The organism is Pelagibacterium mangrovi (assembly GCF_036662815.1).
Lineage (GTDB): Bacteria > Pseudomonadota > Alphaproteobacteria > Rhizobiales > Devosiaceae > Pelagibacterium > Pelagibacterium mangrovi.
Genome location: NZ_JBAFXA010000003.1, coordinates 127,887 through 150,376 on the forward strand (window position 1 = coordinate 127,887; position 22,490 = coordinate 150,376).

The window sequence follows — 22,490 nt, forward strand, 5'->3', positions numbered from 1 at the left end:
TGCTCCTTCATGCCGTCGCATGGAGGAGCAGCTTCTGTTCTCGACACCATAACGTGACAACCGCATACAATTAGCGACAACTGCCAGGAGGATTGCCTTGGAGTTACAATGCACTAGCCGGAAACCTCGAAGCGAGCGAGGCAACGCGTTGGCTGCAACCTTCTCCGCGGCCAGCCTCCCACCCCACTGCCAGCGTCGTTGCTCTTCCGATTAAGAGCCCGACTGTCTGTCAGCCTTCAAGCGCAGCCACTCAGCCTCGATAACGCCGACCCGGCTGAAAGATGTGCCAATGTCTTGCGCAATGCGTTGAGCGTGCGAGGGCTTTAGTTGGGCGATCCACTCAACCTCGCGTGAGTCACCCTTGTCCCTCTCCATTGGCCCCCAAGCCAGACAGTTGCGCCGTGCCGCCTTTGACCTTGCCATGACTCAAGGAGAATCGCGACAATCCTAGTGCAGGCCTCATGCGTTATGCCCAGATATGTCACGGCTGCAATTTGTTGGACTGCCGATTGTCGTCACGGCAGGCGCCTCCCGCCTTCCCGGTGTGGCGCAGAAGGATAGGGCGGCGGGAGCGAATTAGCTCTTCGGACCACTTATTTTCTGAAAGAATAGACGCGACTAACCTTCGATTCGCCAAAGAGACAGGATGCCCAGGAAAAGCCGTCCGGTTGAACCCGAATTCCAAGCAATACTCCATGCCTTTCTGGAATTCAGCGTTAAGCGCAAGGGTAGCGGAGCATTGGCGAAAAACGTTGAAACCACCGCGGCTAAGTCCCTATCGGCCTTCATGACGGCAAACCCGGGGGCGCCGCTCTCGTTCGAGGCTCTGGTATCGGCCAAGGGAGCCGACGTTGAGGAATTTCTCGGACAGCTTCAGGTCTCCACCGCGGCATCATATCGTTACGCACTTAAGCGCTTTTTCGATTACCTGGTAGCGCATGGCCACGCCAACGCAAATCCTGCGGACGAATGTGAATTGGTGTTGCACGCTCCACTGTCCACGCAACCAGCGCTGACGGAGGAAGAGTGGGACGATCTCCTAGCTTTGGTTGGGAATGAAACGAGACATTCGGCCCCCTGGATTGCAGCCCGAAACGTCGCCGTTCTCACGATGTGCCGCAGCCTGTCGCTTTTGCCAGGCGAGCTCGACCGCATAACCGTGCAAATGTTCCGATCCGGGGTCGTCAGAGTAGAGAAGCGACGTAGAACCGAGATGCGCGTCCTGAAATTGGATGACGAACCGAAGGCGGCGATCTCGCGGTACCTGGCCCTCTTACCGACCAAACTGGATGATGAGGACGCATTGTTCCGACGCGCGGACCTACAACCAGCCCGCATGTCGGTGGTGCTCAACGGTATTAAGGTTCGGGCAAGGGAGGCCGGCATCCGCTTCCGGATCAACCTGATCCCTCCGAAAAGGCGGATTGAAAATAGGGAGGAGCCTTGGCCGTCCTCAGACGTCGAAGTCGACCTTGAGAAACTATTCGTCGTCTTTCGTCAGCTTCACCCTCGATGGACCAGCTAGCCGAAATGGAGATCGATGGTGTCTGGTAGGGCTAGACGTGCGGTGCATGAAGGAATCGTTGTTCGGCAATGGTTGAATCGGCTGAAAGCGCTTGCGCTGTCTCCGTCTTCGTATCCGAAGACAAAGCTAAGCCGGATTCGTACCTGGGCCATTGCCGAATTGGTGTACTCGAGCGGCGTGGCACCTGCCGAAATCATTTCGTTGCGACCTCGGGATTTGGACAGCCGACGTCCCGCGCTCTTCCTGCTTGCGAGAGAAATACCGGTGACGCAGGCCGCTCTCGAAGCGATCGAAGCTTGGACGTCCGTCTCTACAAGTTATTGGGGCAGGAATTCGGCCTATCTTTTTTCGTTGGTTCAACAACCCGACGCGCCGATGACGACCGAAGGACTTGCGATTGAATTCAACGACATCGGCGACCAGATCGGCTTCAGGATCAGTGCCCGCGAACTCCGAAATGCCTTGATCCTCGAATTGTTGCGGTTAGGGATGCCGGCTGACCAGCTTGCCTACATCACCGGTATGTCAGCAAAAAAGATCGCCGCGATGTAAGTAGCGCCGCGCCACGAGGCCACCTGGCTTCCGATATCTGCCCTCAACCGCGGGCTCTCTATGGAACTCGGGCTAAACCGTCATCGTAGCTCGGACTGGGAGCGCTGGCGACGGTATAGCTGCCGGTATCGAGCACATCGTCAGATGGCCCCTTCATGGCCATCAACCCGGACAAATAGGCCTTTGTACCCGCGGTTCTGATTGCCGCGAAGAGAGCAGGATCCGTCATCGCCAGTTCAGGTTCGGGCCCGAACTTGATAACATCCATGAAATCGCGCAGGGCCTGCCACTGCCGTTGCCGAACCATGGGACCGACGACATTTTCCCCCAAGGCATAACGCACAAGGCGGTCAACAGTCCTCGCCCAACGTTCCCGGGGCAACGAGAAATGGGGCGTTTTCCCACGCGAAAGTGCGTTGCACGCGAGAAAGACCTTCACCGGCAGGTTCTTCTCTCCCGCTTCATAATAGGCGTACATCCTCAATGACAAACCGAGGGATTCCGCAGCCTTCTCTCGGGAGAGCGCAAGACCGTCTCGCCAGGAACGAAGAAACTTCGCTCCCTTCTGACCGGAGATCGGCCCCTCATCAGTGCGATGGTCATTTGACTTATGCATCGTTCGAACCCAATTGTGCAATGGTTGCACGGAGATCAATATGACGATTGGCAAAGATGAAATCAAGGCATTGCTCGAGAAGCTCGATGATAGCCTGGAGACGCCGCAGACTATCTGCCTGATCGGTTCCATCGCATTGATCCTGATGGGTCATGCCGAGCGCAATACACAGGATATCGACGTCTGGGCCCAAGCCTCCGATTTCGACGAGATCGCCATGCGACACGCCGCCGAAAATGCCGGTCTGCTGTATAATCCTTTGGATGAGATTCCCGAACTGCCCTACATTCAGATCGTCCATCCTGGTATCGTTCAAGTCCCCGGATATGACGCCGTAAGCGGGAACTGGTTCGACCAGCCTCCGCACGTCTTGTGGAAAGGTCGACATCTTACGGTGCAGTGTCCGCCGCCCGAGGTGATCGTCGCCTCCAAGCTTCGAAGATTCAGCGATCGCGACGTGACCGACAGCATTTGGTTGATTTCCCACAGCAAACTCGCGGCAGAGGCGATCATGGAAGCAGTCAAGCTGTTGCCGGAAACCTATCGGGAAGATGCGGAAGACAACCTCGCGATGCTGAAGGCAATCATGTAGCGAGGTGGCGTCGAATGCCTGCGACAAGGGTCGTCCTTATGCAATGAACCCCCGAGGGCATGCATTTGTCCAAGAGGCCCGGAGTCCGGCGGCTTCCGTGATCTTCACATGAGGCCGGAACGTGGGCATGTGCAGTCAAACGGCCTTCAAGGTGCGCGGTCTGTTTCGTACGTCGCCTGTTGTACCCGGGGGCTCCTGAATATCTGGAAACAATCGAGGGGTTGACGTAGTTCATGTTTTGTTCTCTTATGCCCCTACCTTCACGTAAGCAGCACGTGACCTTCCCCTGAAATTGTTCTCGCCGGCTTCCCACTCGGGAGGAGCGAGTCATTCCAAAAGGAACACGTGATGACAAAAGAGACACCCGCGGGAGAACCCGCGGACCTGCTGGCCCGCGCCTACATCGATGCCCTGGCGCAGGCAGAAGGTGTAAAACACAAATCGATGCTGCATAGGCTATCGGAACAGGATCCTGTAGCAGAAATGCTTGCCGACCTTGAGGGTGAGCCTTCTGAAGACGGCCCACAGCTTCGCGTCGATCTTGTTGCGGCCGCCGTGCTGACGGCCCGGGCAATTGCGGCCGAGCCTGGGCTTGCCAAGCGCCTCCGCAGGGAAGCGCCGATCGTGACCATTGCTACACATACTGCCGATATGGCACCCCTTGTGACCTCCATCATTGAGGATTGCGCAACTGCGGATCATCGCCGCAAGAAAATCCTCGGGCGCGACGGCACCGAAAAGAGTCACACGCCGGAGCGGAACAATCCAGATATTGTGCTCTCCTTGAATCGGCGCGATCTGATCGTTGGCATTGCACCCGATCCTAAACGGCACCTGCCGAGCGCATTGCTCCGGACTGCCGAATATCGTCTGTCGATTTCAGCGTTGGACGAAAAAGCGTTGCGGTTGATCTTGGAAGCCATCACCGGCATGGTCCATACGGGCCCTATCGACACTGATCTAATCAGAGCTACCGACATTTCGGATCTGAGCCTGGCATTTCGTGCCGGCCTCACGCCCGAAGAATGCCTCGCACGTCTCGCCGCGACGGTACAAAGCAAGACCGAGTATTTGGCGGATGGTCCCACGCTCGAAGAACTCGATGGCTACGGTACAGCAAAGACATGGGGCCTGGAACTCATCGCCGATCTCGCTGAATACAGGACAGGGCGATTGCCTTGGGACATGGTGGATCATAAGGGGCTGTTGCTTTCCGGGCCGCCGGGCACGGGTAAGACCACTTTCGCTAAAGCGTTGGCGAAGTCCGCCGGAGTGCCGCTGATTGCCACGAGCGTGGCGCAGTGGAATGCGTCATCGTATTTGTCGGGCACGCTGCAGGCCATTCGCCATTGTTTTGGTGAAGCCCGTCGAGCTGCACCTGCCATTCTCTTTATTGATGAGCTCGACGGTATTTCCGATCGCGCCGCTCTGCGCGGTGACTACGTCGAGTACTGGTCGCAGATCGTCAATTTGTTGCTCGAGAACCTTCAAGGCATAGAGGATAGGCCCGGCGTCGTGGTGCTGGGCGCGACGAACTATCCAGACAGGATCGATCCGGCGATCAGGAGGGCCGGGCGGCTCGATCGGGAGATTACCCTCGAAAAGCCCGACAGGGAAACCTTATGCAAGATTTTCCGGTATCACCTCGGCTCAGATCTTCTTCTTGGGGATGATCTGATGCCGGCTGCGCTGGCGGCTGGCGAGGCGACCGGTGCGGATGTCGAAGCTTGGGTGAGGCGCAGCAAAGCTGCGGCCCGCCGTGCTCGGCGTGAGCTCACTCTAGAGGATCTACTCAAGCAGATCCGTTCGGGCGAACCCGGGTTGTCCGCCGAAACCCGTCGACGCGTTGCCGTTCACGAGTGCGGCCATGTCATAGTCGGTACAATGCTGAACGCCGGGCATTTGGTTGGTGTGTCGATCAGCGACCGCGGAGGCGCTGCCGAATTCGATAAGGGCGTCAGTGGAGCGATGACCGGTGATGCTGTCGAGCGTCAGATCGCTGTATCGCTGGCCGGGCGGATCGCCGAAAAGTTGATCTTGGGCGACGTCGGAATAGGGTCGGGAAACGGTGCCTCATCGGATCTCGCAAAAGCAACGCGGATGGCCGAACTGCTGGAAACGCACTATGGGCTCGGCACCTTCGGGCCGGTTCATCTCGGTGATCGACCCTTCCAGGATCTGACTCGCTATCCGGGACTCTTCGAAGCCGTCAGAGCGCGGCTTGACGCGGCGGAGGGCCGTGCCGAAGCCATTCTGTCCGAACATCGGATCGTCTTGGAAGCGCTGGCGGGAGAGCTCGGCCGTCGCGGATATTTGTCGCCCGACGACATAGAAGCGATAATCGCCGGCCAGGCGATGCCTGCCAACACTGGTCGGGAGGCGGCAGAATGAGGAGTCCGTGGGTAAACATTGGAACTCCAGCCTCGGGTGGATATGCACCCGAGGACCTTGATGACTTCCTGGAAGCGACGGAGGAGTTCGAACTGGAGCATCACGTCGAGCAGGGTCATGTGTTGCGGCAATTGACCCGGATGCTACGAAAGCTATCCACGGCCAAGGCGTTGCGGAGTGAGTTCGATTATCGGCAAGAATCGTAACGATCGTCGGCAGATAGGAAGCGGTGCCGTTCCGAAGGACTGTCTCGGCAGTCCTTCGGGGCGGATCTTTGGGATCGGCAGATCACCTTGCTTTACTTCGAAGGCTCGGATCCTGCCCATCAGGAAGAAGAAAATGTCGAGGATGTGTGTGCTATTATGAAATGAGCGGGCGTTTATAAATGAGCTGGCCGTCCCAGCCCGAGTGAAAATCGCTGGTGTACTACATCCGCTCTTCCTACAGCCTCGGCGACGAACCGGTGGGCGTCAGCTACCCGGCACCGGCCTATCCGCAGAAATCGGTGCACTCCTTAGCGCAACGGCGGAGCACTTAGTCTCGAGGTGGGCGCTCGACTGCCCCGACTGGGTCAATCTCCCTCCGTTCATGGGAGATGGTCGCGCACGTTTTTACCCCGCCGATATAAGGGTGAGGCCAATACTTATTGTCGAGAGCCCGCCAGCCTTCCGGAGAAGGGTGCTGTTCACTGTTGCAGAGCCGCTGATCCGCGCGAGGTTTCCCGGAGACTCGAAGACGGAAATGCCGTTCAGGACAAGTGACAAGAGTTGTCCGGTGTGGAGCCCCTCTCAGACAGGGCAACGACTTCCAGAGCGACACCCTTTCTCGGCGTCTGGACGCCAATCACCCAACGAAATGGCATTTAGAGTCGCCGGCTGATGCTTAGGTCCTCGATCTCGTCCAGATCCGCCAGTGAACGACGTAGGCAAGGAGCTACGTCAACGCAATAAGCATTAGCTCCACCGGGGCTATTTCCGGCCGCCACGTCGGGAATGTCCGGAGCAGTGCCTGAAGAGACAGACGGGCCTCATCAGCCGCAGCCGCCAACCCTCGTCGTCTTCCGTAACGAGAGTTGTACCTGTGGTAACCATTCGTGACATAATTATCCGCCCGTCATCGGCGGGAAAAGGGCGATGGTTTCGGCCCCGTCGAGTGTCGCCTGTTGGTCGACGAGTTCATCGTCGATCGCGGCGCGTATCAGTAGCCGGTTTTTCGTAGCCAGAGCGAAGCCTTCATCACGTTCGGCCAGCCAGGTAATCAAATGGTCGACGGTTCTCACCGCTTCGGGCGGCTCGATCTCGTCGGAGTCGCGGCCGAGCCGTTCGCGGAGCCAGGCGAAATAAAGAACTCTCATACGTCGTCCTCATCATAAAACGGCCGGCTACGTGCCTGCCAATGCCCCGACTCCCGGTCTACATGGCACGGCTCCGATCTGCCTCAGCCGCCTGTCACCGACATATGCCGTTCGACCGCCGGTGCCGAACGGCGGGAGATGACGAAATCGTGCCCCTTGGGCTTGAGGATCATCGCCCGTTCGAGCGCCGCATCGAGCCCTTCCGGCCCGCCTTCGCGCAAGGCGGCGCGCAGATCCACGCGGTCCTCCTGGCCCAGGCACATATAGAGCTGGCCGGTGCAGGTCAGTCGCACGCGGTTGCAGCTTTCGCAGAAATTATGGCTGAGAGGGGTGATGAAGCCGATGGTGCCGCCAGTCTCGGCCACCTGCATATACCGCGCCGGTCCCCCGGTGCGCTTGGCGATCGGGGTAAGCGTATAGCGCTCGGCCAGCCGATCCCTAACAGTACGCAGCGAGAGGTGCGTGTCCGCGCGATCGAACGAGACTTCGCCCAGCGGCATTTCCTCGATCAGTGTCAGCTCGAATCCTTGGGCGTGCGCCCATTCGAGCATCGGGACGATCTCGTCTTCGTTGACGTTCTTGATCGCCACCATGTTGAGCTTGACCGCAAGGCCTGCGGCTTTGGCCGCTTCAATGCCCTCGATGACCTGGGGCAGCCGGCCACGACGGGTGATGGCGGCAAATTTTTCGGCATCGAGCGTATCGAGCGAAACGTTGACCCGCCGAATGCCCAACTCGGCAAGCCGGATAGCATGCTTGGCCAATTGGCTGCCATTGGTGGTGAGCGTCAATTCGTCCAGCGCACCGGTGGCAAGGTGTTGGGCCGAAAGCGTCTCGATCAATTTCATGATGTCGCGCCGCACCAGCGGCTCGCCGCCTGTGAGGCGCACCTTGCGCACTCCGCGCGCCACGAAGGCGCCGATGACCGTCTGGATTTCCTCGAAACTTAAAACCTCGCTCTTGGGCAGGAACACCATGTCCTCGCCCATGCAATAGGTGCAGCGGAAGTCGCATCGGTCGGTAACCGAGACGCGCAAATAGGTGACGTGGCGGCCGAAGCCGTCGACGAGCGGACGCGGTGAGGATGTTATGGGCGAGTTCATAGCAGAGACTATAGATGCACGGTGCAGGTTGGTAAATCGCCGGGAAAACGGCTTCCCTCGCAGCGGCATGTGGACTACGCTTCCGGCAGCCTCCGTCTGGCGCCATGGGAGGAGAGAATGGGGCAGGGTGGAACGTCCTTTAGCGACGTCCGGCCGATCTCCCGCCGATCGATGATCGGGGGAGTGGCGGCGAGTATTGCCGGACTCTTGGCCATTTCTCACGGACGGGCCGAAGAAGGCAGTTTTCGCTTCGGGCTCACTCCCGTTTTTCTGTCCGACGATCTCGAGCTTCTGACACGTCTCAGCGCGTATTTGGCGGCCGCGATGGATGGTCCGGTCGAACTCCTTACGCGCAGAACCTATCAAGAGATCACTGCCATGTTGGTCTCGGGACAAGTTCATGGCGCGTGGATCTGTGGCTATCCTTATGTGCAGTTCCAGGACGAATTGGAGTTGGTCGCAGCACCATCTTGGCATGGGAGACCCTTGTATCAGTCCTACATGATTGTGACCGCAGGTCGCCCGGTGTCGGATTGGCACGAAACGCGCGGAGATATTCACGCCTTCTCGGATCCCGATTCCAATTCCGGATTTCTGGTGACGCAGGCGCTCCTCGCGCAACATGATCTACAGCCGGCGAACTTCTTCCGCAGATCGTTCTTCACCTATGGGCACCGCAACGTCATCCGGGCCGTCGGCGCGGGCCTCGCGAATTCGGGGAGCGTCGATGGCTACGTCTGGGAGGTGATGCGGGAGACCGAGCCCGATCTGGTCGCAAAGACACGGATCGTCCGGAAATCGGAATGGCTGGGGTTCCCTCCGATCGCGAGTTCGAGAGCTCTGGCGGGTGACCCGAGGCTCTCGCGGTTTCATGCGGCTCTGGTCGGAATGGGAGAGAATCCGGCAGGGCGCGAGATTCTCGACCTTTTGCGGCTTGACGCCTTTGTCGATGTGGATGCTGAACTGTTCGATCCGATCGCTGCCAAGGTCGAACTGGTGAGGAGGAGTTGATGTCACGAGTGTGGCGCTTCAGATCCATCCCGGTGTCATATCGCGTCCCGTTGATCGTCGCCCTGTTGGTGCTCGTCATCAGCGTTGTGATCTCCGAGCGGGTCCTCGACCGGTTGTCCGACAGTCAGCACGCCCATCTCGAAGGAATCGCCAGCACCTATCTCGATGGCCTGGCGTCCGGGATCATGCCGGCCGTGTTACGCGAGGACGTATGGGAGGTATTTGACGCCCTTGATCGTTCGGCTCTGTCGTACCGTGCCCTGGCGCCGGTTGAGACCGTCGTCACCGATGCCGAAGGCATGGTTCTCGCGTCTATCGATCCGATGGCCGTGCCCGCGTTCTCGTCGCTGACGGCAGACTATAGGGCGCGCTTTCCAGGGCAAGGGGTCGCGATAGAAGATGCCACGATGACCGGATATTCGTTGCGCAGACTGATCCATCAGGGCCAGGAAATCGGTTCCATTTACGCAGTCTTTGACGTGTCGCACCTGTTCGCCGAACGCAAGGAAGTGCTTCTCACGCTGCTGCTGACAAACGGGGCGCTCGCAGGCCTCTTTGCCCTGGGCGGCTTTTTTCTCGTTCGGCGAATGGTCAATCCTATGCTCGTACTCGAACGACATATGCTCATGGCGTCGCAGGGGGCGGCCGAACCCATCCCGACCGCGGATATCCCTTCGCACGACCGAGAGGTCGCCAACCTGTTTCATGGATACAACAACCTGGTCCGGGCCGAGAGAGAACGCGCGAATTTCGCGCTTCGCCTTGCCGAGGAGGAGAGGATCGCGAGTCTGGGGCGACTGGCTTCGGGCATGGCTCACGAGATCAACAACCCTTTGGGCGGGCTATTGAACGCGCTCGACACCCTGCGCACGCATGGCGCCACCCCATCGGTTCGCGAGACCGCCATCAGTCTGATCGAACGCGGCCTGCAGGGGATCGGCGACGTAGTCAGGGCAGCGCTGGCGATCTACCGCCCCGATCGCACCTCGCGCCCTCTGAGGACTGCAGACATAGACGATGTGAGGCTACTCATTCGACCCGAGATCAACCGGAAGCACCAGAGGTTGGAATGGACCGTAAGATGGGACGACGAAAAGGGATCGTGCCCAGGTGCCGTTCGACAGGCTGTTCTCAACCTGTTGCTCAACGCCAGCGCGGTCACGCCTGAATATGGGAGGATCGGAATGGATGTGGCGTCGGACGGCCACCATCTGCGTATCGGAGTGCGCGACGAGGGGCCGGGGATGCCCCGCGAGATCGCCGCAATTCTGACGGAGGACGATCCTGGGTCGGCCGTGCACCCGGGTCATGGCCTCGGTTTGTGGATGGTGCGTCGCGTGGTCGACGAGGCTGGCGGACGCATCGGCGTTGAAACCGGAGCGATGGGCGGCACGAGCGTGACGCTGGAGCTGCCGTTGAAATTAAGGGAGAGGGTCTCCAATGCTGCCTGAAGTAAGCAGGGTTTGCTTGATCGAGGATGACATGGTCATGGGAGGGTCGCTCGTACAGCGGTTGGAGATCGAGGGGCGTGAGGTATGGTGGTCGAAATCGGGATGTGAGGCCATCGAAACCGTCGCGGCCGATCCTAAGGGCATCGATGTGATCGTTTGCGACATGCGTTTGCCGGACCTGTCTGGTGAACAGGTGTTCGAGCGCCTGATCCAGCGGCCGGACTGCCCGCCATTTCTCTTCATCACCGCACATGGCGAGATCGATCAAGCGGTGCGACTTATGCGTGCCGGCGCAGCCGACTTCATGACCAAGCCCTTTGCGATGGACGAATTCCTGCGCCGCCTGGGGGCCGTCTCCCGTTCCGGTAGGAGCCCGGATGCCGATGTTGAAGGGGCGTTGGGAGAATCACGCGGCATTCGATCGGTCGAGCTGTTGTTGCGGCGCTATGCCGAAAACGATTTGCCCGTCTTCATAACCGGGGAAACCGGAACGGGAAAAGAGGTGGCGGCGCGCTTCCTCCATTCCGTCTCCTCCCGTCGGAGCGAGCCGTTCATGGCGGTCAATTGCGCCGCGATTCCGGCAGATCTGCTCGAAAGCGAATTGTTCGGTCATGAGCGGGGGGCCTTCACCGGCGCCCATCAGAGGCATCTGGGCTATGCCGAAAGAGCAAGGGAAGGCATCCTGTTCCTGGACGAAATCGGCGATATGCCGTCGTCGCTTCAGGTCAAACTGCTTCGTTTGCTCGAAAACGGCAGTTTCCACCGCTTGGGGGGAGAAGAGGAGATTCCCTTCCGCGCCAGGGTGGTGGCGGCCACCCACCGCAATCTCACTCCGGGGCCGGCCCAGGAGGGTTTCAGGGACGATCTGTACTTCAGGTTGGCCGTCCTGCCGGTGGAAATTCCGGCTCTTCGCGACCGCCCCGAAGACGTCGTCTGGCTCATGGAGCATTTTTTCGACGAGGCGGTCGAGCGTTCGGGCGCCCGGCTTCGCGGTTTCGGTGCCCTGACCATTGAGGCGGCTCTGTCCCACGGATGGCCGGGCAATATCCGGGAACTGCGAAATCGCGTGGAACGCGCCGTGGCCGTTTCGAACGGGGAATGGATACAGCCCGGCGACCTGTTCCCCGATACGGAGACAGCCGTGGACGTTGCCCGCGGTTTCCCTTCGCTGGCCGATGTCCGGGATGCCGCGGAACGTCGGCAGATCGGTAAAGCCCTAGAGGAAACCAAAGGGCAGATAGGCCGAGCCGCCAAACTTTTAGGAATCTCGCGCAATACTCTTTGGGAGAAGATGACCCGATATCGGCTCAGCGGCCGATAATGTCCTGAACGCCTGACGCCCACACGAAAGCGTGTCACCTTTTACGGACATGCGCACCTCGTCCTCGCTTTAAAACGCTTATCTCCGGTGGAAACGCGGGATGGCACGCCGATTGCAATGTCTTTCTCACCAAACAGGACGATGAGGGAGAAGAGAATGCCTCGGTGCGATAAACTGGTCGATATCGGTCGACGTCATTTCCTCAGGGGAAGCGCCTTTACCGCGGCGGGAGCAGCTGCAGCCACCATGGCGCCGGCACCCGCGGCCGCTCAGACGGCGTTGGCCCGCGTGGACTATCCCTCTAACCGGCTCGCCAACATTGCTGACCTCGTCATCGACGAACCGCTCTATGTCGCTTATCCCGATGAGGCGGCCCAAGGCGTTCTCCTCAAATTGGGAACGACCGTTGAGGGAGGCGTTGGCCCTGATCGGGACATCGTCGGTTTTTCGGTGATCTGTCCGCACAAGGGCTATCCCATGAGTTACAGCGCGTCGGACCGCACCTTGAATTGCCCCGGTCACTATTCTCGCTTCGATTGCGAGGCCGGCGGTCAACAGATCTGGGGACAGGCGACTCAAAACCTTCCGCAATACATGCTGCGGGTCGACGATGACGGCGACATCTACGCTGAAGGTGTAGACGAGCTGATCTACGGCCGCTTGTCGAACGTGCTCTGAGGGAGGACAACATGGCCTACAAAAGACAGATCGATCGCTTGCCGATCGTTCCGGTGGACGCCACCAAGCAAAACGTTGTCTGCCACTATTGCATCGTCGGCTGCGGCTACCATGCCTATAGCTGGCCAGTGAATAAACAAGGTGGCACGGCCCCCGAAGAGAACGCCTTTGGGGTGGATCTGAGCCAGCAGCAATATGCCGAGACCGAGGCCTGGTATGCGCCCTCGATGTACAACATCGTCAAGCAGAACGGGAAGGACGTCCATCTCGTCATCAAGCCCGACAACGCTTGCGTGGTGAACTCGGGGTTGGGCTCGGTTCGCGGTGCCCGCATGGCCGAGATGAGTTATTCCAAGGCGCGCCAGACCCAACAGCAGCGCCTCACGGATCCGCTCGTGTGGCGTTACGGCCAGATGCAGCCGACCGGCTGGGAGGACGCGCTGGACCTGGTTGCCCGCGTCACCGCGCGGGTCGTTGCTGAAAAGGGAGAGGACAGCCTTTTCGTCTCCGCTTTCGATCACGGCGGCGCAGGCGGCGGCTACGAGAACACGTGGGGAACCGGCAAGCTCTATTTCGGAGCGATGAAGGTCAAGAACATCCGCATTCACAACCGGCCCGCCTACAATTCCGAAGTCCACGCCACGCGTGACATGGGAGTGGGCGAGCTCAATAACTGCTACGAGGACGCAGAACTGGCCGACACGATTATGGTTGTGGGAGCCAATCCGCTCGAAACCCAGACCAATTATTTCCTCAACCATTGGGTTCCCAACCTCCGCGGCACCTCGCTGTCCAAAAAAGGCGACCAGTTGCCTGACGAAACGCACGAGCGCGGCCGCATCGTGATCGTCGATCCACGCCGCACCGTTACCGTGGCAGCCTGCGAGGCCGAGGCAGGTGCCGACAACGTCCTGCACCTGCAGATCAAGTCAGGTACCGACCTGGCGCTCTTTAATGCCCTGTTCACCGAGATCGTCGAACAGGGTTGGATCGATCAGGCCTTCATCGACGCTTCCACGGCAACCGAGCCCGGTGAGGGAAATGACGATCCCAACGGGTGGCCGGCCATCCTCACGAACTTTGCCTCTGCGGCAGAGGGCAACAGGATGTCGGTCGAGGACGCGGCCGAGATCACCGGCCTCACCCCTGACGACATCCGGAAGGCGGCAAGATGGATTGCCGAGCCCAAGGAGGGCGGCGCCCGGCGGCGTACGATGTTCGCCTATGAGAAGGGCCTGATCTGGGGCAACGACAATTACAGGACAAACGGCGCGCTGGTGAACATCGCGCTGGCAACCGGCAATGTCGGCAGGCCGGGAGGGGGCGTAGTACGATTGGGCGGTCACCAGGAAGGCTATGTCCGCCCAGGCGATTCCCATGTCGGGCGGCCGGCGGCCTACGTCGACAAACTGCTGATCGAGGGCGAGGGCGGCGTTCACCACATTTGGGGATGCGACCATTACAAGACCACGCTCAACGCGGCCGAGTTCAAACGCGTGTACAAACAGCGCACCGACAAAGTGAAGGACGCAATGAATTCGGTACCATACGGCGATCGTGACGCGATGGTAGATGCCATCGTGGCGGCTATCGAGGACGGCGGTCTGTTCGCCGTCGATGTTGACATCGTCCCCACCAAGATCGGCGAAGCCTGCCACGTCGTGCTGCCGGCGGCGACCAGCGGCGAGATGAACCTGACCTCGATGAACGGCGAGCGGCGGATGCGCTTGACGGAGCGCTATATGGATCCTCCGGGGCAATCCATGCCGGACTGTCTGATCGCCGCGCGCTTGGCCAATCATATGCAGCGTGTCTTCGAGGACATGGGGGAAAGCGATCTAGCGGCTAATTTCGACGGCTTCGACTGGCAGACCGAAGAGGACGCTTTCATGGACGGCTACAACGTCAATGCCGAAGGCGGAGAGCACGTCACCTATGAACGGCTTAAGGCCATGGGCAACAACGGCTTCCAGGAACCCGCGACAGGTTTCGAAAACGGAGCGATCGTCGGAACGCAGCGTCTATATGCCGATGGGGTGTTCGGAACCGAGGACGGCAAGGCGCGGTTCCTGCTTGCCGAGTGGCGGGGCCTGCAAGCCCCCGGAAAGGCCGAACAGCAGGCAAACTATGATTTCCTTATCAACAATGGCCGCGCCAACCAGGTATGGCAATCCGCTTACCTCGATGTCGACAATGACTTCGTCATGGATCGTTGGCCTTTCCCGTTCATCGAGATGAATCCCGAAGACATGACCAATATCGGTGTGGGTGAGGGGGATATCGTCGAGGTCTATAACGATGCCGGTTCGACGCAGGCAATGGTATATCCCACGCCCTCGGCAAGACCGGGCGAGACCTTCATGCTGTTCGGATATCCGACCGGGGTGCAGGGCAACGTGACGAGCGCGGGGACGAACGAGCTGATGATCCCGAACTACAAGCAGACATGGGGCAACATCCGCAAGATTGCCGACGCGCCGGCATCGGTCGCCCACCTGTCGTTCAAGTCCAAGGAGTATTCCGTCGGCTGACCGCGCGTCGGCCGACTCTCGACTCCATTCGCCTGCAGCCAAACCGGAGTTTCCCTTGTCCGTAAATCGCACGATCACCGGATTGCTGTTGATTGCAGCATCCATCCAACCCTCCCTCGCTCAAGATGTGGAGGCGGGACGACAGGTATTCGCCCGTTGCCAGGCCTGCCACAGCGCCGAGACAACCGACAATCGTCTGGGGCCTCACTTGAACGGTGTGATCGGCCGGCCCGTCGGGGCGGTCGAGGGGTTCGCGTATTCGGAACCGATGCTCGGTGCTGCCGAGGAGGGACTAGTCTGGGATGACGATAATCTCAGTGCGTTCCTCGCCGACCCAGCCGGGTTCCTCCCCGGAACGAAAATGGTGTTTCCGGGACTGACGGATGAGGCGGACGTGACCAACCTTCTCGCCTACCTTGCGAGCGTGGCGTCCTAGTTCCATGACGGCCCCGATCCGAGCTCGGGATTGTAGCGCAGGAGCCACCGATCGGGTCCTGAGCGTGGACACGGCGACAGCAATGGTGAACGGCATGGCCGGCCCGATCACGGAGAGCGAGCTGGTCGGTCTGCTCGACGGGGTAGGGCGGGTCCTCGCATTGCCGGTCGTCTCCGAAGTGGACCTACCGTCTTTCGACAACTCCGCCATGGACGGTTATGCCATCGGGGGCGGCGCGATGGCGGCCAACGACGCCCGATCGTTCCGGATTGCGGGCCGGATCCCCGCCGGTAGTGATGCGCCTCTATCGTTGGCGGTCGGCACTGCCGCCCGTATCTTTACGGGCGCCCCGATACCGCAAGGATGCACGGCGGTTGTCATGCAGGAGCGTTGTCACGTTGATGGAGAGTTTGTCGTCATTGATGGCAAACCTTCCCCCGGCTCGAACATTCGCCGGAAGGGAGAATATGTCGCCCGGGGTGCCACGCTATTTTGCGAAGGCCGCGTCTTGGCCCCTCAGGATGTGACGCTGTTGGCCGCCAGCGGCATTGCCGGGATACCCGTCCTTCGTCGAGTCCGTGCGGGAATACTCACGACCGGTGACGAACTGATCGAGCCCGGCGCACCGCTTCGGCACGGCCGCATCTACAATTCGAACCGCATCATGGTTCAGGCGGCTCTGCGTGGGTTGCCTTGGATCGAGTGCCGCGACGTCGGCTCCGTTCCCGACGATCGCTCGCTGCTACGCCGAGCCATGAGCGAGGCACTACAGGATCTGGATGTTCTCGTCACGACCGGAGGCGTGTCTGCGGGGGAGGAGGATCACGTGACCGATCTGCTGGCGGAACTCGGCGGCAGGTGGCACGGGATGAAAGTGGCCATGCGCCCCGGAAAGCCACTCAAGTTCGGCACGTTGGGCACCAAGCTGATCTTCGGTTTGCCGGGCAACCCCAACGCAGCTTTCGTGACCTTTCGCAAGTTCGTTCTTCCTGCCCTTCGCGTCCTCGCCGGAGCAAACGGGCAAGCCACTATCCGCAAGGGATTGGCGAACTTCACTTATCGTAAGAAGCTTGGGCGCACGGAATTCGTACCCGTTCGCGCGGCCGCAGCGACCGCTGGTGACGTGCCAATTCTCGAGATGCTGGGAGTCGGATCGTCGGCCGACGTGTCCGCCATGGCGTGGGCAGACGGTCTCGCCGAGCTGCATGCCGATGCGGAGGTTATCCGACCCGGCGACACCCTTGAATACGACCCGTTCTGACGACCTGTTGCTTCAGGCCTTCGAGCGCACCCGCATCACCAACGTAAGCGCTTTTCCGCAGTGAGGCTGCGTACTGCTCCGCTATAGGCGCGGACGGACAAGACACGACTCGTAATGCACAGGTCGTATTCCAAAGTCTCTATATTAATCAATGGTTTATACTGTCATTGAACTGTCATGAAAATGACATTAAAACGTTGGGCGTGGTTCCTAGGTTGCCCTCGTTTCCGGGATGGAGCCGAAAAAGAGATCAGTCCGGTTTCATCCAACCTTGGGGGCTCACGCCCGGACGCTTCTGACACAGAGGAAGATCAGACATGAAAACCGCACTCTACGCCGGCGCTGCGCTGGCTGTGGTCGCCGCCCTTGGCGCCACTTCCGCGCAGGCCCAGACCCGCGACCAGATTCGCATCGTTGGTTCCTCGACGGTGTTCCCTTACACCCAGGCAGTTTCCGAGCAGTTCGCTGCCGCAACCGGTGGTGCCGCTCCTGTTGTTGAATCGACCGGTACCGGCGGTGGCATGCAGATCTTCTGCGGCGGCGTCGGCGTCGATCACCCCGATATCACTGGCGCCTCGCGTGCCATGACCGAAGGTGAATATCAGACTTGCCTCGATAATGGCGTTGACTCGATTACCGAAGTTCTCATCGGCTTTGACGGGCTGTCGGTCGCCCATTCGCAGAATGCCCCGGAAATGGACCTTACCAAGGCCCAGCTCTTCCAGGCCCTGGCCGCTGAAGTTGAGGTCGATGGCGAAATCGTCGCCAATCCGTACACCAACTGGTCCGAAATCGATCCTTCGCTTCCGGACATGGAAATCACCGTTTTCGGCCCCCCGCCGACCTCGGGCACCCGCGACGCTTTCGTCGAGCTGGTCATGCTCGAAGGTTGCGAGACGTTCGAAGCGATCGCCGCTCTGGACGAAGACGCGATGGAAGAAACCTGCTCGCGCATGCGCCAAGACGGCCCTTTCGTGGAAGCCGGTGAAAACGACAACCTGATCGTTCAGCGTCTGAATGCCGACGAGAACGCCCTGGGCATCTTCGGTTACTCGTTCCTGTATGAAAACCAGGATACCCTGAAGGCCGTGGCTATCGAAGGCGTCCTGCCTGAGCCCGCCACTATCGCTGACGGTTCTTACGGCGTTTCGCGCCCGCTGTTCTTCTACATCAAGAACGCGCACCGCGGCGTCATCCCCGGTCTTGAAGAATTCGTGACGGAATACGTTTCCGAAGCGTCCTTCGGTCCGGGCGGTTACCTCGAAGAGCGTGGTCTGATCCCGCTTTCCGATGAAGAGCGTGAAGCCACCCGCACCGCAGTTGCGGACGGCGAACACTTCACTCGCTACGAATAATCTACCGAAACCGGCGCCGGTCCTTGGACCGGCGCCACTTCAAAGGTCACAAGGCGGGAGACCAAAGTGCTCGGTTACGTTCTACTAGCAATAATCGTCTTCTCCCTGGTCGCCTTTTACGTCGGAAGGGACGCCGGCAACCGCTTTGCGGCGGCGAACGGTCCCGACACTCACTCTCTTCCGGGCTATCACGGCGCTTTCGTAGCCATCTGGGTCGGCATTCCGACCCTCGTGCTCGTGTTGCTTTGGCTTGCGTTCCAGAACTCGGTCATCGAAGGGCTGCTCGTCTCGGGTCTGCCCGCCGAGCTCACGGACGGTCGGTCGGCCGCTCAGGTCAGACTGCTCGTGGCCGAGATCAAGAACGTCGCGGCAGGTATGGTTTTCGGCACGCCCGATCAGGCCATTCTCGACGCTGCGGCTACACTCAATCGCTGGCAGGAGATCGCGAGTTGGGCGATGGCGGTCGTCGCAATCGCCCTGATGCTGATCTGTGCATTCGTCGCCTATACGAGATTGCACCATCGGTTCCGCGCTCGCACCAATGTCGAGCGGTTTCTCACCGGTTTCATGATCGCCTGTTCCATCGTTGCCATCGTCACGACGATAGGGATCATCGTGTCGCTTGTTTTCGAGGCCATGCGCTTCTTTGCGATGGTCCCCGCGCATGAATTCTTCTTCGGCCTCAACTGGGAGCCGCAAATCCCCATTCGCGAGGACCAGATCGCAGGAGCGGGCGCGTTCGGTGCTGTTCCCGTGTTCCTCGGGACATTGGTGATCGCCACTATCGCCATGCTGGTCGCCACACCCATCGGCATTTTCACCGCTATCTATCTGGTGGAGTATGCGGGCGACGCCGTTCGCAATACCGTTAAGCCGATCCTTGAGATCCTCGCCGGGGTTCCCACGGTGGTCTATGGATTTTTCGCGGTGCTTACGGTCGCTCCCGCTATCCGACAGGCGGGCAATCTGCTCGGCCTGGCGACGTCGCCCAACTCGGCGCTTGCTGCTGGTGGCGTGATGGGCATCATGATCATTCCCTTCATCTCGTCACTGTCCGACGATGCACTGCGTGCCGTGCCGCGTTCGCTGCGCGACGGGTCGTTGGCCATGGGCGCGACCCGGGCCGAAACCATAACCAAGGTTCTGCTGCCTGCGGCCCTTCCGGGTATTATGGGCGGCATCCTTTTGGCGCTTTCGCGTGCCATCGGCGAAACCATGATTGTGGTTATGGCCGCAGGGCTGATAGCGACGCTCAACATCAACCCGCTCGACTCGGTCACCACCGTTACGGTGCAGATCGTGACCCTCTTGATTGGCGACACCGCGTTTGACAGCCCCAAGACGCTCGCAGCCTTCGCGCTCGGCCTCGTCCTGTTCATCGTCACGCTGTGTCTAAACATCATCGCGCTCACCATCGTGCGCAAATACCGCGAACAATATGACTGAGGAACGCAACATGGCCGAGATCGCGACCCCGAGCCTCAGCACAACCGATCCCGATTACCGCGCCGCCTTGCGCCGCCGCCGTAACGCCGCCGACCTGCGGCTGCGTCTGTACGGCATCGCAGCCATCACGGTAGCCATAGGCTTGTTGGCAATCCTCATTTTCACGCTGGTGCTCGGCGGCTACCAAGCGTTCACCCAGACGCACGTGCGGGTGGACTTCCCGATTTCCGAAGAGAACGTCGATGCCGAAGACATTGCCGCCGGCAACTGGCGCGCGGTGACCTCTGAAGCGGTTGAGATGCTTTTCCCGGAGCTCGAGGATCCCGCGCAGCTTCGCACGGCCGGGCAAATCCTAACCAACAACACCCAGTTTCTGGTCCGCGATGCCGTGTTGCGTAATCCTTCGGTGATCGGCGACACGCTAACCCTCGAAGTTCCGGCTTCGGACCCTTATGACCAGCTTAGCAAGGGCGTAATTGATCGCGATCTGCCGGAGACCAGGCGCCGCGTGTCTGACGAGCAGATCGCTCTGTTCGATCATTTGGCGACCGAAGGTCGGGTGAGCAAACCCTTCAATTGGGGCTTGTTCTTCAATGCCGACAGCCGCTTTCCTGAATTGGCCGGTCTCGCGGGGGCGATCACCGGGTCCTTCTATGCACTGCTGGTCTGCTTCGTCATCAGCTTCCCCGTAGGCATCGCCGCGGCGATCTATCTCGAAGAATTCGCGCCCAAGAACCGGCTGACGGATATCATCGAGGTCAACATCAACAATCTGGCGGCGGTGCCATCCATCGTATTCGGGCTGCTCGGTCTGGCGGTGTTCCTGCAGGTCTTCGGCCTGCCGCGTTCGGCGCCTTTGGTCGGCGGACTAGTGTTGGCGCTAATGACCCTGCCCACCATCATCATTGTCACGCGCAATTCGCTCAAGGCCGTTCCCCCTTCGATCCGGGAAGCAGCTTTGGGTATGGGTGCCTCCCGGCACCAGGTGATCCTTCATCACGTACTGCCACTCGCGATCCCGGGCATCCTCACGGGAACCATCATTGGTCTAGCCCAGGCACTGGGGGAAACCGCGCCGCTTTTGCTTATCGGCATGAACGCCTTTATCACGAGTCCTCCGGGGGGGCTGATGGAAGCCTCGACGGCGCTCCCGACCCAAATCTTCATCTGGGCCGACAGCCCGGAACGCGGCTTCGTAGCGCGCACGTCCGCCGGCATCCTGGTGTTGCTTGGCTTCCTCATTGTGATGAACGGCATTGCGATCTTTCTCCGCCAACGCCTGCAGCGCACCTGGTAACCCAACAAGGATTGTTCGACTATGGCTACCGCCGCTCCTGCGCAAAACTCTATTCACCAGACCGTGCGCACCGCCGATCCCAACGCCAACCCGACCAAGGTCAATGCCAAAGACGTGTCAGTGTTCTACGGCGAAAAGCAGGCGCTGTTCGACGTCTCGATCGACATCCCTGAAAAGTCGGTTTCCGCCTTTATCGGCCCGTCGGGCTGCGGCAAGTCCACCTTCCTGCGGTGCATCAACCGCATGAATGACACCATCGAGGGGTGCCGGGTGACCGGTGACATCTCGCTCGACAAGGACAGCCTTTACGATCCGTCCCTAGACGTCGTCGAGCTGCGCGCCCGGATCGGTATGGTGTTTCAAAAGCCCAACCCCTTCCCTAAGTCGATTTTCGAGAACGTCGCTTATGGTCCCAAGATCCACGGGCTGGCCCGCAATAAGACCGATCTTGAGGAAATCGTAGTGACCTCGCTGCAGAAGGCCGGGCTGTTCGAAGAGGTCAAGGACCGGCTTCACCAGCCCGGCACCGGTCTTTCGGGCGGCCAGCAGCAGCGCCTGTGCATCGCGCGCGCCATCGCCGTGGGCCCGGAAGTGATCCTTATGGACGAGCCTTGCTCGGCGCTCGATCCGATCGCCACGGCGATCATCGAGGAACTGATCGACGAACTGCGCACTAACTATACCATCGTTATCGTCACCCACTCCATGCAGCAGGCCGCCCGCGTGTCGCAAAAGACGGCGTTCTTCCATCTTGGCAAGCTGATCGAAGAAGGGCCGACCGAAGAGATTTTCACCAATCCGCGGGAAAAGCGCACGCAGGATTATATCACCGGCCGTATCGGCTAAGGAGGAAGACCAGATGCCCCCGTCGACAGAACACATCGTCACCTCCTACGAAGACGAACTCACCGAACTGGCCCGCTCGATTTCCGAAATGGGTGGGCTCGTCGAAAAGGCTATCGTCAATGCCACCGAAGCGTTGATCCGCTCGGACGGCGACCTCGCGCTCGCTACCGTCGCCGGCGACAAGAAGATCGACGCCATGCAGGCCCAGATCGACGACCTTGCGGTTTCGATCATCGCCCGCCGCCAGCCCATGGCGCAGGATCTGCGTCTGGTGATCGCCTCGATCCACGTCGCCAACGATCTCGAACGCATCGGCGACATGGCCAAATCCACGGCGCGCCGCTCGACCCAGATCGAGGGGCTCGCCATGTCGGTGCAGTTCAAGAACGGGCTGCGTCACATGGGCGAGCTTGCCCTGCGCCAGGTCAAGCTCTCGCTCGACGCCTTCGCCGCGCGCGACAAGGATATGGCCGTCGATGTCGTCGAACGCGACACCGAGGTCGACGCCCTCTATGTCTCGCTGTTCCGCGAGCTTCTAACCTACATGATGGAAGATCCGCGCAACATTACCATGTGCACGCACCTTCTGTTCTGCGGCAAGAACCTCGAACGCGTCGGCGACCATTCCACCAACATCGCCGAACAGGCCTATTTCCTGGCCACCGGCAAGTCTCTGGCTGCCGATGCCGAGGACGTAAAGCGCGAGCAGATCAAGGGCTGACCA

General features: G+C 59.9%; 19 protein-coding genes. 16 read left to right on the top strand and 3 right to left on the bottom strand.

Annotated elements, in window-relative coordinates:
* Positions 1 to 646: 646 nt before the first annotated feature.
* Both V4T21_RS05755 and V4T21_RS05760 read left to right on the top strand, forming a co-directional pair.
* A complete protein-coding gene (locus V4T21_RS05755; protein WP_332714355.1) occupies positions 647 to 1,525 on the top strand; it encodes a tyrosine-type recombinase/integrase in 879 nt (292 codons plus the stop codon).
* A 42-nt stretch (positions 1,526 to 1,567) separates the two neighbouring features.
* Entirely contained in the window at positions 1,568 to 2,077 is a 510-nt protein-coding gene (locus V4T21_RS05760) for a tyrosine-type recombinase/integrase (protein ID WP_332714358.1), read from the top strand.
* Between the two features lie 58 nt (positions 2,078 to 2,135).
* Here V4T21_RS05760 and V4T21_RS05765 read toward each other — a convergent pair whose 3' ends face one another.
* Complete coding sequence (locus V4T21_RS05765) at positions 2,136 to 2,693, bottom strand: helix-turn-helix domain-containing protein (protein ID WP_332714360.1); 558 nt, start codon at positions 2,691 to 2,693, stop codon at positions 2,136 to 2,138.
* A 40-nt stretch (positions 2,694 to 2,733) separates the two neighbouring features.
* Between V4T21_RS05765 and V4T21_RS05770 the strand changes: the two genes are divergently transcribed.
* Positions 2,734 to 3,285 (top strand): DUF6036 family nucleotidyltransferase, encoded by a 552-nt coding sequence (locus V4T21_RS05770; protein WP_332714362.1) that lies wholly within the window; start codon positions 2,734 to 2,736, stop codon positions 3,283 to 3,285.
* A 348-nt stretch (positions 3,286 to 3,633) separates the two neighbouring features.
* Positions 3,634 to 5,676, top strand: a complete 2,043-nt coding sequence (locus tag V4T21_RS05775; RefSeq protein ID WP_332714364.1) for an AAA family ATPase — start codon at positions 3,634 to 3,636, stop codon at positions 5,674 to 5,676.
* Between the two features lie 1,102 nt (positions 5,677 to 6,778).
* On the opposite strand, the gene moaD is transcribed toward V4T21_RS05775, so the two are convergent.
* Together moaD and moaA are read right to left on the bottom strand one after the other, a co-directional pair.
* Positions 6,779 to 7,030 carry a molybdopterin converting factor subunit 1 gene (moaD, locus tag V4T21_RS05780; RefSeq protein WP_332714366.1) on the bottom strand — a complete coding sequence of 84 codons (252 nt, stop codon included), beginning with the start codon at positions 7,028 to 7,030 and terminating at the stop codon, positions 6,779 to 6,781.
* 83 nt (positions 7,031 to 7,113) lie between these two features.
* A complete protein-coding gene (gene moaA, locus V4T21_RS05785) occupies positions 7,114 to 8,133 on the bottom strand; it encodes a GTP 3',8-cyclase MoaA (RefSeq protein ID WP_332714368.1) in 1,020 nt (339 codons plus the stop codon).
* Between the two features lie 117 nt (positions 8,134 to 8,250).
* Between moaA and V4T21_RS05790 the strand changes: the two genes are divergently transcribed.
* The 12 genes from V4T21_RS05790 (at position 8,251) to phoU (ending at position 22,487) form a co-directional block, all read left to right on the top strand.
* A complete protein-coding gene (locus V4T21_RS05790; protein WP_332714370.1) occupies positions 8,251 to 9,144 on the top strand; it encodes a substrate-binding domain-containing protein in 894 nt (297 codons plus the stop codon).
* A complete protein-coding gene (locus V4T21_RS05795) occupies positions 9,144 to 10,595 on the top strand; it encodes a sensor histidine kinase (RefSeq protein ID WP_332714372.1) in 1,452 nt (483 codons plus the stop codon). The genes V4T21_RS05790 and V4T21_RS05795 overlap by 1 nt, the downstream gene beginning before the upstream one ends.
* 16 nt (positions 10,596 to 10,611) lie before the next feature.
* Positions 10,612 to 11,916 carry a sigma-54-dependent transcriptional regulator gene (locus V4T21_RS05800; protein ID WP_332714374.1) on the top strand — a complete coding sequence of 435 codons (1,305 nt, stop codon included), beginning with the start codon at positions 10,612 to 10,614 and terminating at the stop codon, positions 11,914 to 11,916.
* A 156-nt stretch (positions 11,917 to 12,072) separates the two neighbouring features.
* Positions 12,073 to 12,594, top strand: a complete 522-nt coding sequence (locus V4T21_RS05805) for an arsenate reductase (azurin) small subunit (protein WP_332714377.1) — start codon at positions 12,073 to 12,075, stop codon at positions 12,592 to 12,594.
* A gap of 11 nt (positions 12,595 to 12,605) precedes the next feature.
* The gene (locus V4T21_RS05810; protein WP_332714379.1) at positions 12,606 to 15,125 is read left to right on the top strand and encodes an arsenate reductase (azurin) large subunit; all 2,520 of its coding nucleotides are present in this window, start codon (positions 12,606 to 12,608) and stop codon (positions 15,123 to 15,125) included.
* A gap of 127 nt (positions 15,126 to 15,252) precedes the next feature.
* The gene (locus tag V4T21_RS05815) at positions 15,253 to 15,561 is read left to right on the top strand and encodes a c-type cytochrome (RefSeq protein ID WP_332715049.1); all 309 of its coding nucleotides are present in this window, start codon (positions 15,253 to 15,255) and stop codon (positions 15,559 to 15,561) included.
* Positions 15,562 to 15,565: 4 nt separating this feature from the next.
* Entirely contained in the window at positions 15,566 to 16,822 is a 1,257-nt protein-coding gene (locus tag V4T21_RS05820) for a molybdopterin molybdotransferase MoeA (protein WP_332714381.1), read from the top strand.
* 317 nt (positions 16,823 to 17,139) lie between these two features.
* Complete coding sequence (locus V4T21_RS05825) at positions 17,140 to 18,177, top strand: substrate-binding domain-containing protein (RefSeq protein WP_332714383.1); 1,038 nt, start codon at positions 17,140 to 17,142, stop codon at positions 18,175 to 18,177.
* 66 nt (positions 18,178 to 18,243) lie between these two features.
* The gene (pstC, locus tag V4T21_RS05830) at positions 18,244 to 19,623 is read left to right on the top strand and encodes a phosphate ABC transporter permease subunit PstC (RefSeq protein ID WP_332714385.1); all 1,380 of its coding nucleotides are present in this window, start codon (positions 18,244 to 18,246) and stop codon (positions 19,621 to 19,623) included.
* 10 nt (positions 19,624 to 19,633) lie between these two features.
* Positions 19,634 to 20,920, top strand: coding sequence for a phosphate ABC transporter permease PstA (pstA, locus tag V4T21_RS05835; protein WP_332714387.1), 1,287 nt, complete (start codon positions 19,634 to 19,636; stop codon positions 20,918 to 20,920).
* Positions 20,921 to 20,941: 21 nt separating this feature from the next.
* Complete coding sequence (gene pstB / locus V4T21_RS05840; RefSeq protein WP_332714389.1) at positions 20,942 to 21,766, top strand: phosphate ABC transporter ATP-binding protein PstB; 825 nt, start codon at positions 20,942 to 20,944, stop codon at positions 21,764 to 21,766.
* A gap of 13 nt (positions 21,767 to 21,779) precedes the next feature.
* Positions 21,780 to 22,487, top strand: coding sequence for a phosphate signaling complex protein PhoU (phoU, locus tag V4T21_RS05845; RefSeq protein WP_332714391.1), 708 nt, complete (start codon positions 21,780 to 21,782; stop codon positions 22,485 to 22,487).
* Positions 22,488 to 22,490 lie beyond the last annotated feature (3 nt).

What these genes read in the sequence shown, in the direction of transcription:
- V4T21_RS05825 (WP_332714383.1), top strand. Translation starts at nt 17,140, where the DNA reads ATGAAAACCGCACTCTACGCCGGCGCTGCGCTGGCTGTGGTCGCCGCC.
- pstB (WP_332714389.1), top strand. Translation starts at nt 20,942, where the DNA reads ATGGCTACCGCCGCTCCTGCGCAAAACTCTATTCACCAGACCGTGCGC.
- V4T21_RS05755 (WP_332714355.1), top strand. Translation starts at nt 647, where the DNA reads ATGCCCAGGAAAAGCCGTCCGGTTGAACCCGAATTCCAAGCAATACTC.
- phoU (WP_332714391.1), top strand. Translation starts at nt 21,780, where the DNA reads ATGCCCCCGTCGACAGAACACATCGTCACCTCCTACGAAGACGAACTC.
- V4T21_RS05810 (WP_332714379.1), top strand. Translation starts at nt 12,606, where the DNA reads ATGGCCTACAAAAGACAGATCGATCGCTTGCCGATCGTTCCGGTGGAC.
- V4T21_RS05820 (WP_332714381.1), top strand. Translation starts at nt 15,566, where the DNA reads ATGACGGCCCCGATCCGAGCTCGGGATTGTAGCGCAGGAGCCACCGAT.
- V4T21_RS05775 (WP_332714364.1), top strand. Translation starts at nt 3,634, where the DNA reads ATGACAAAAGAGACACCCGCGGGAGAACCCGCGGACCTGCTGGCCCGC.
- V4T21_RS05805 (WP_332714377.1), top strand. Translation starts at nt 12,073, where the DNA reads ATGCCTCGGTGCGATAAACTGGTCGATATCGGTCGACGTCATTTCCTC.
- V4T21_RS05770 (WP_332714362.1), top strand. Translation starts at nt 2,734, where the DNA reads ATGACGATTGGCAAAGATGAAATCAAGGCATTGCTCGAGAAGCTCGAT.
- V4T21_RS05790 (WP_332714370.1), top strand. Translation starts at nt 8,251, where the DNA reads ATGGGGCAGGGTGGAACGTCCTTTAGCGACGTCCGGCCGATCTCCCGC.
- moaD (WP_332714366.1), bottom strand. Translation starts at nt 7,030, where the DNA reads ATGAGAGTTCTTTATTTCGCCTGGCTCCGCGAACGGCTCGGCCGCGAC.
- pstA (WP_332714387.1), top strand. Translation starts at nt 19,634, where the DNA reads ATGGCCGAGATCGCGACCCCGAGCCTCAGCACAACCGATCCCGATTAC.
- V4T21_RS05765 (WP_332714360.1), bottom strand. Translation starts at nt 2,693, where the DNA reads ATGCATAAGTCAAATGACCATCGCACTGATGAGGGGCCGATCTCCGGT.
- V4T21_RS05795 (WP_332714372.1), top strand. Translation starts at nt 9,144, where the DNA reads ATGTCACGAGTGTGGCGCTTCAGATCCATCCCGGTGTCATATCGCGTC.
- moaA (WP_332714368.1), bottom strand. Translation starts at nt 8,133, where the DNA reads ATGAACTCGCCCATAACATCCTCACCGCGTCCGCTCGTCGACGGCTTC.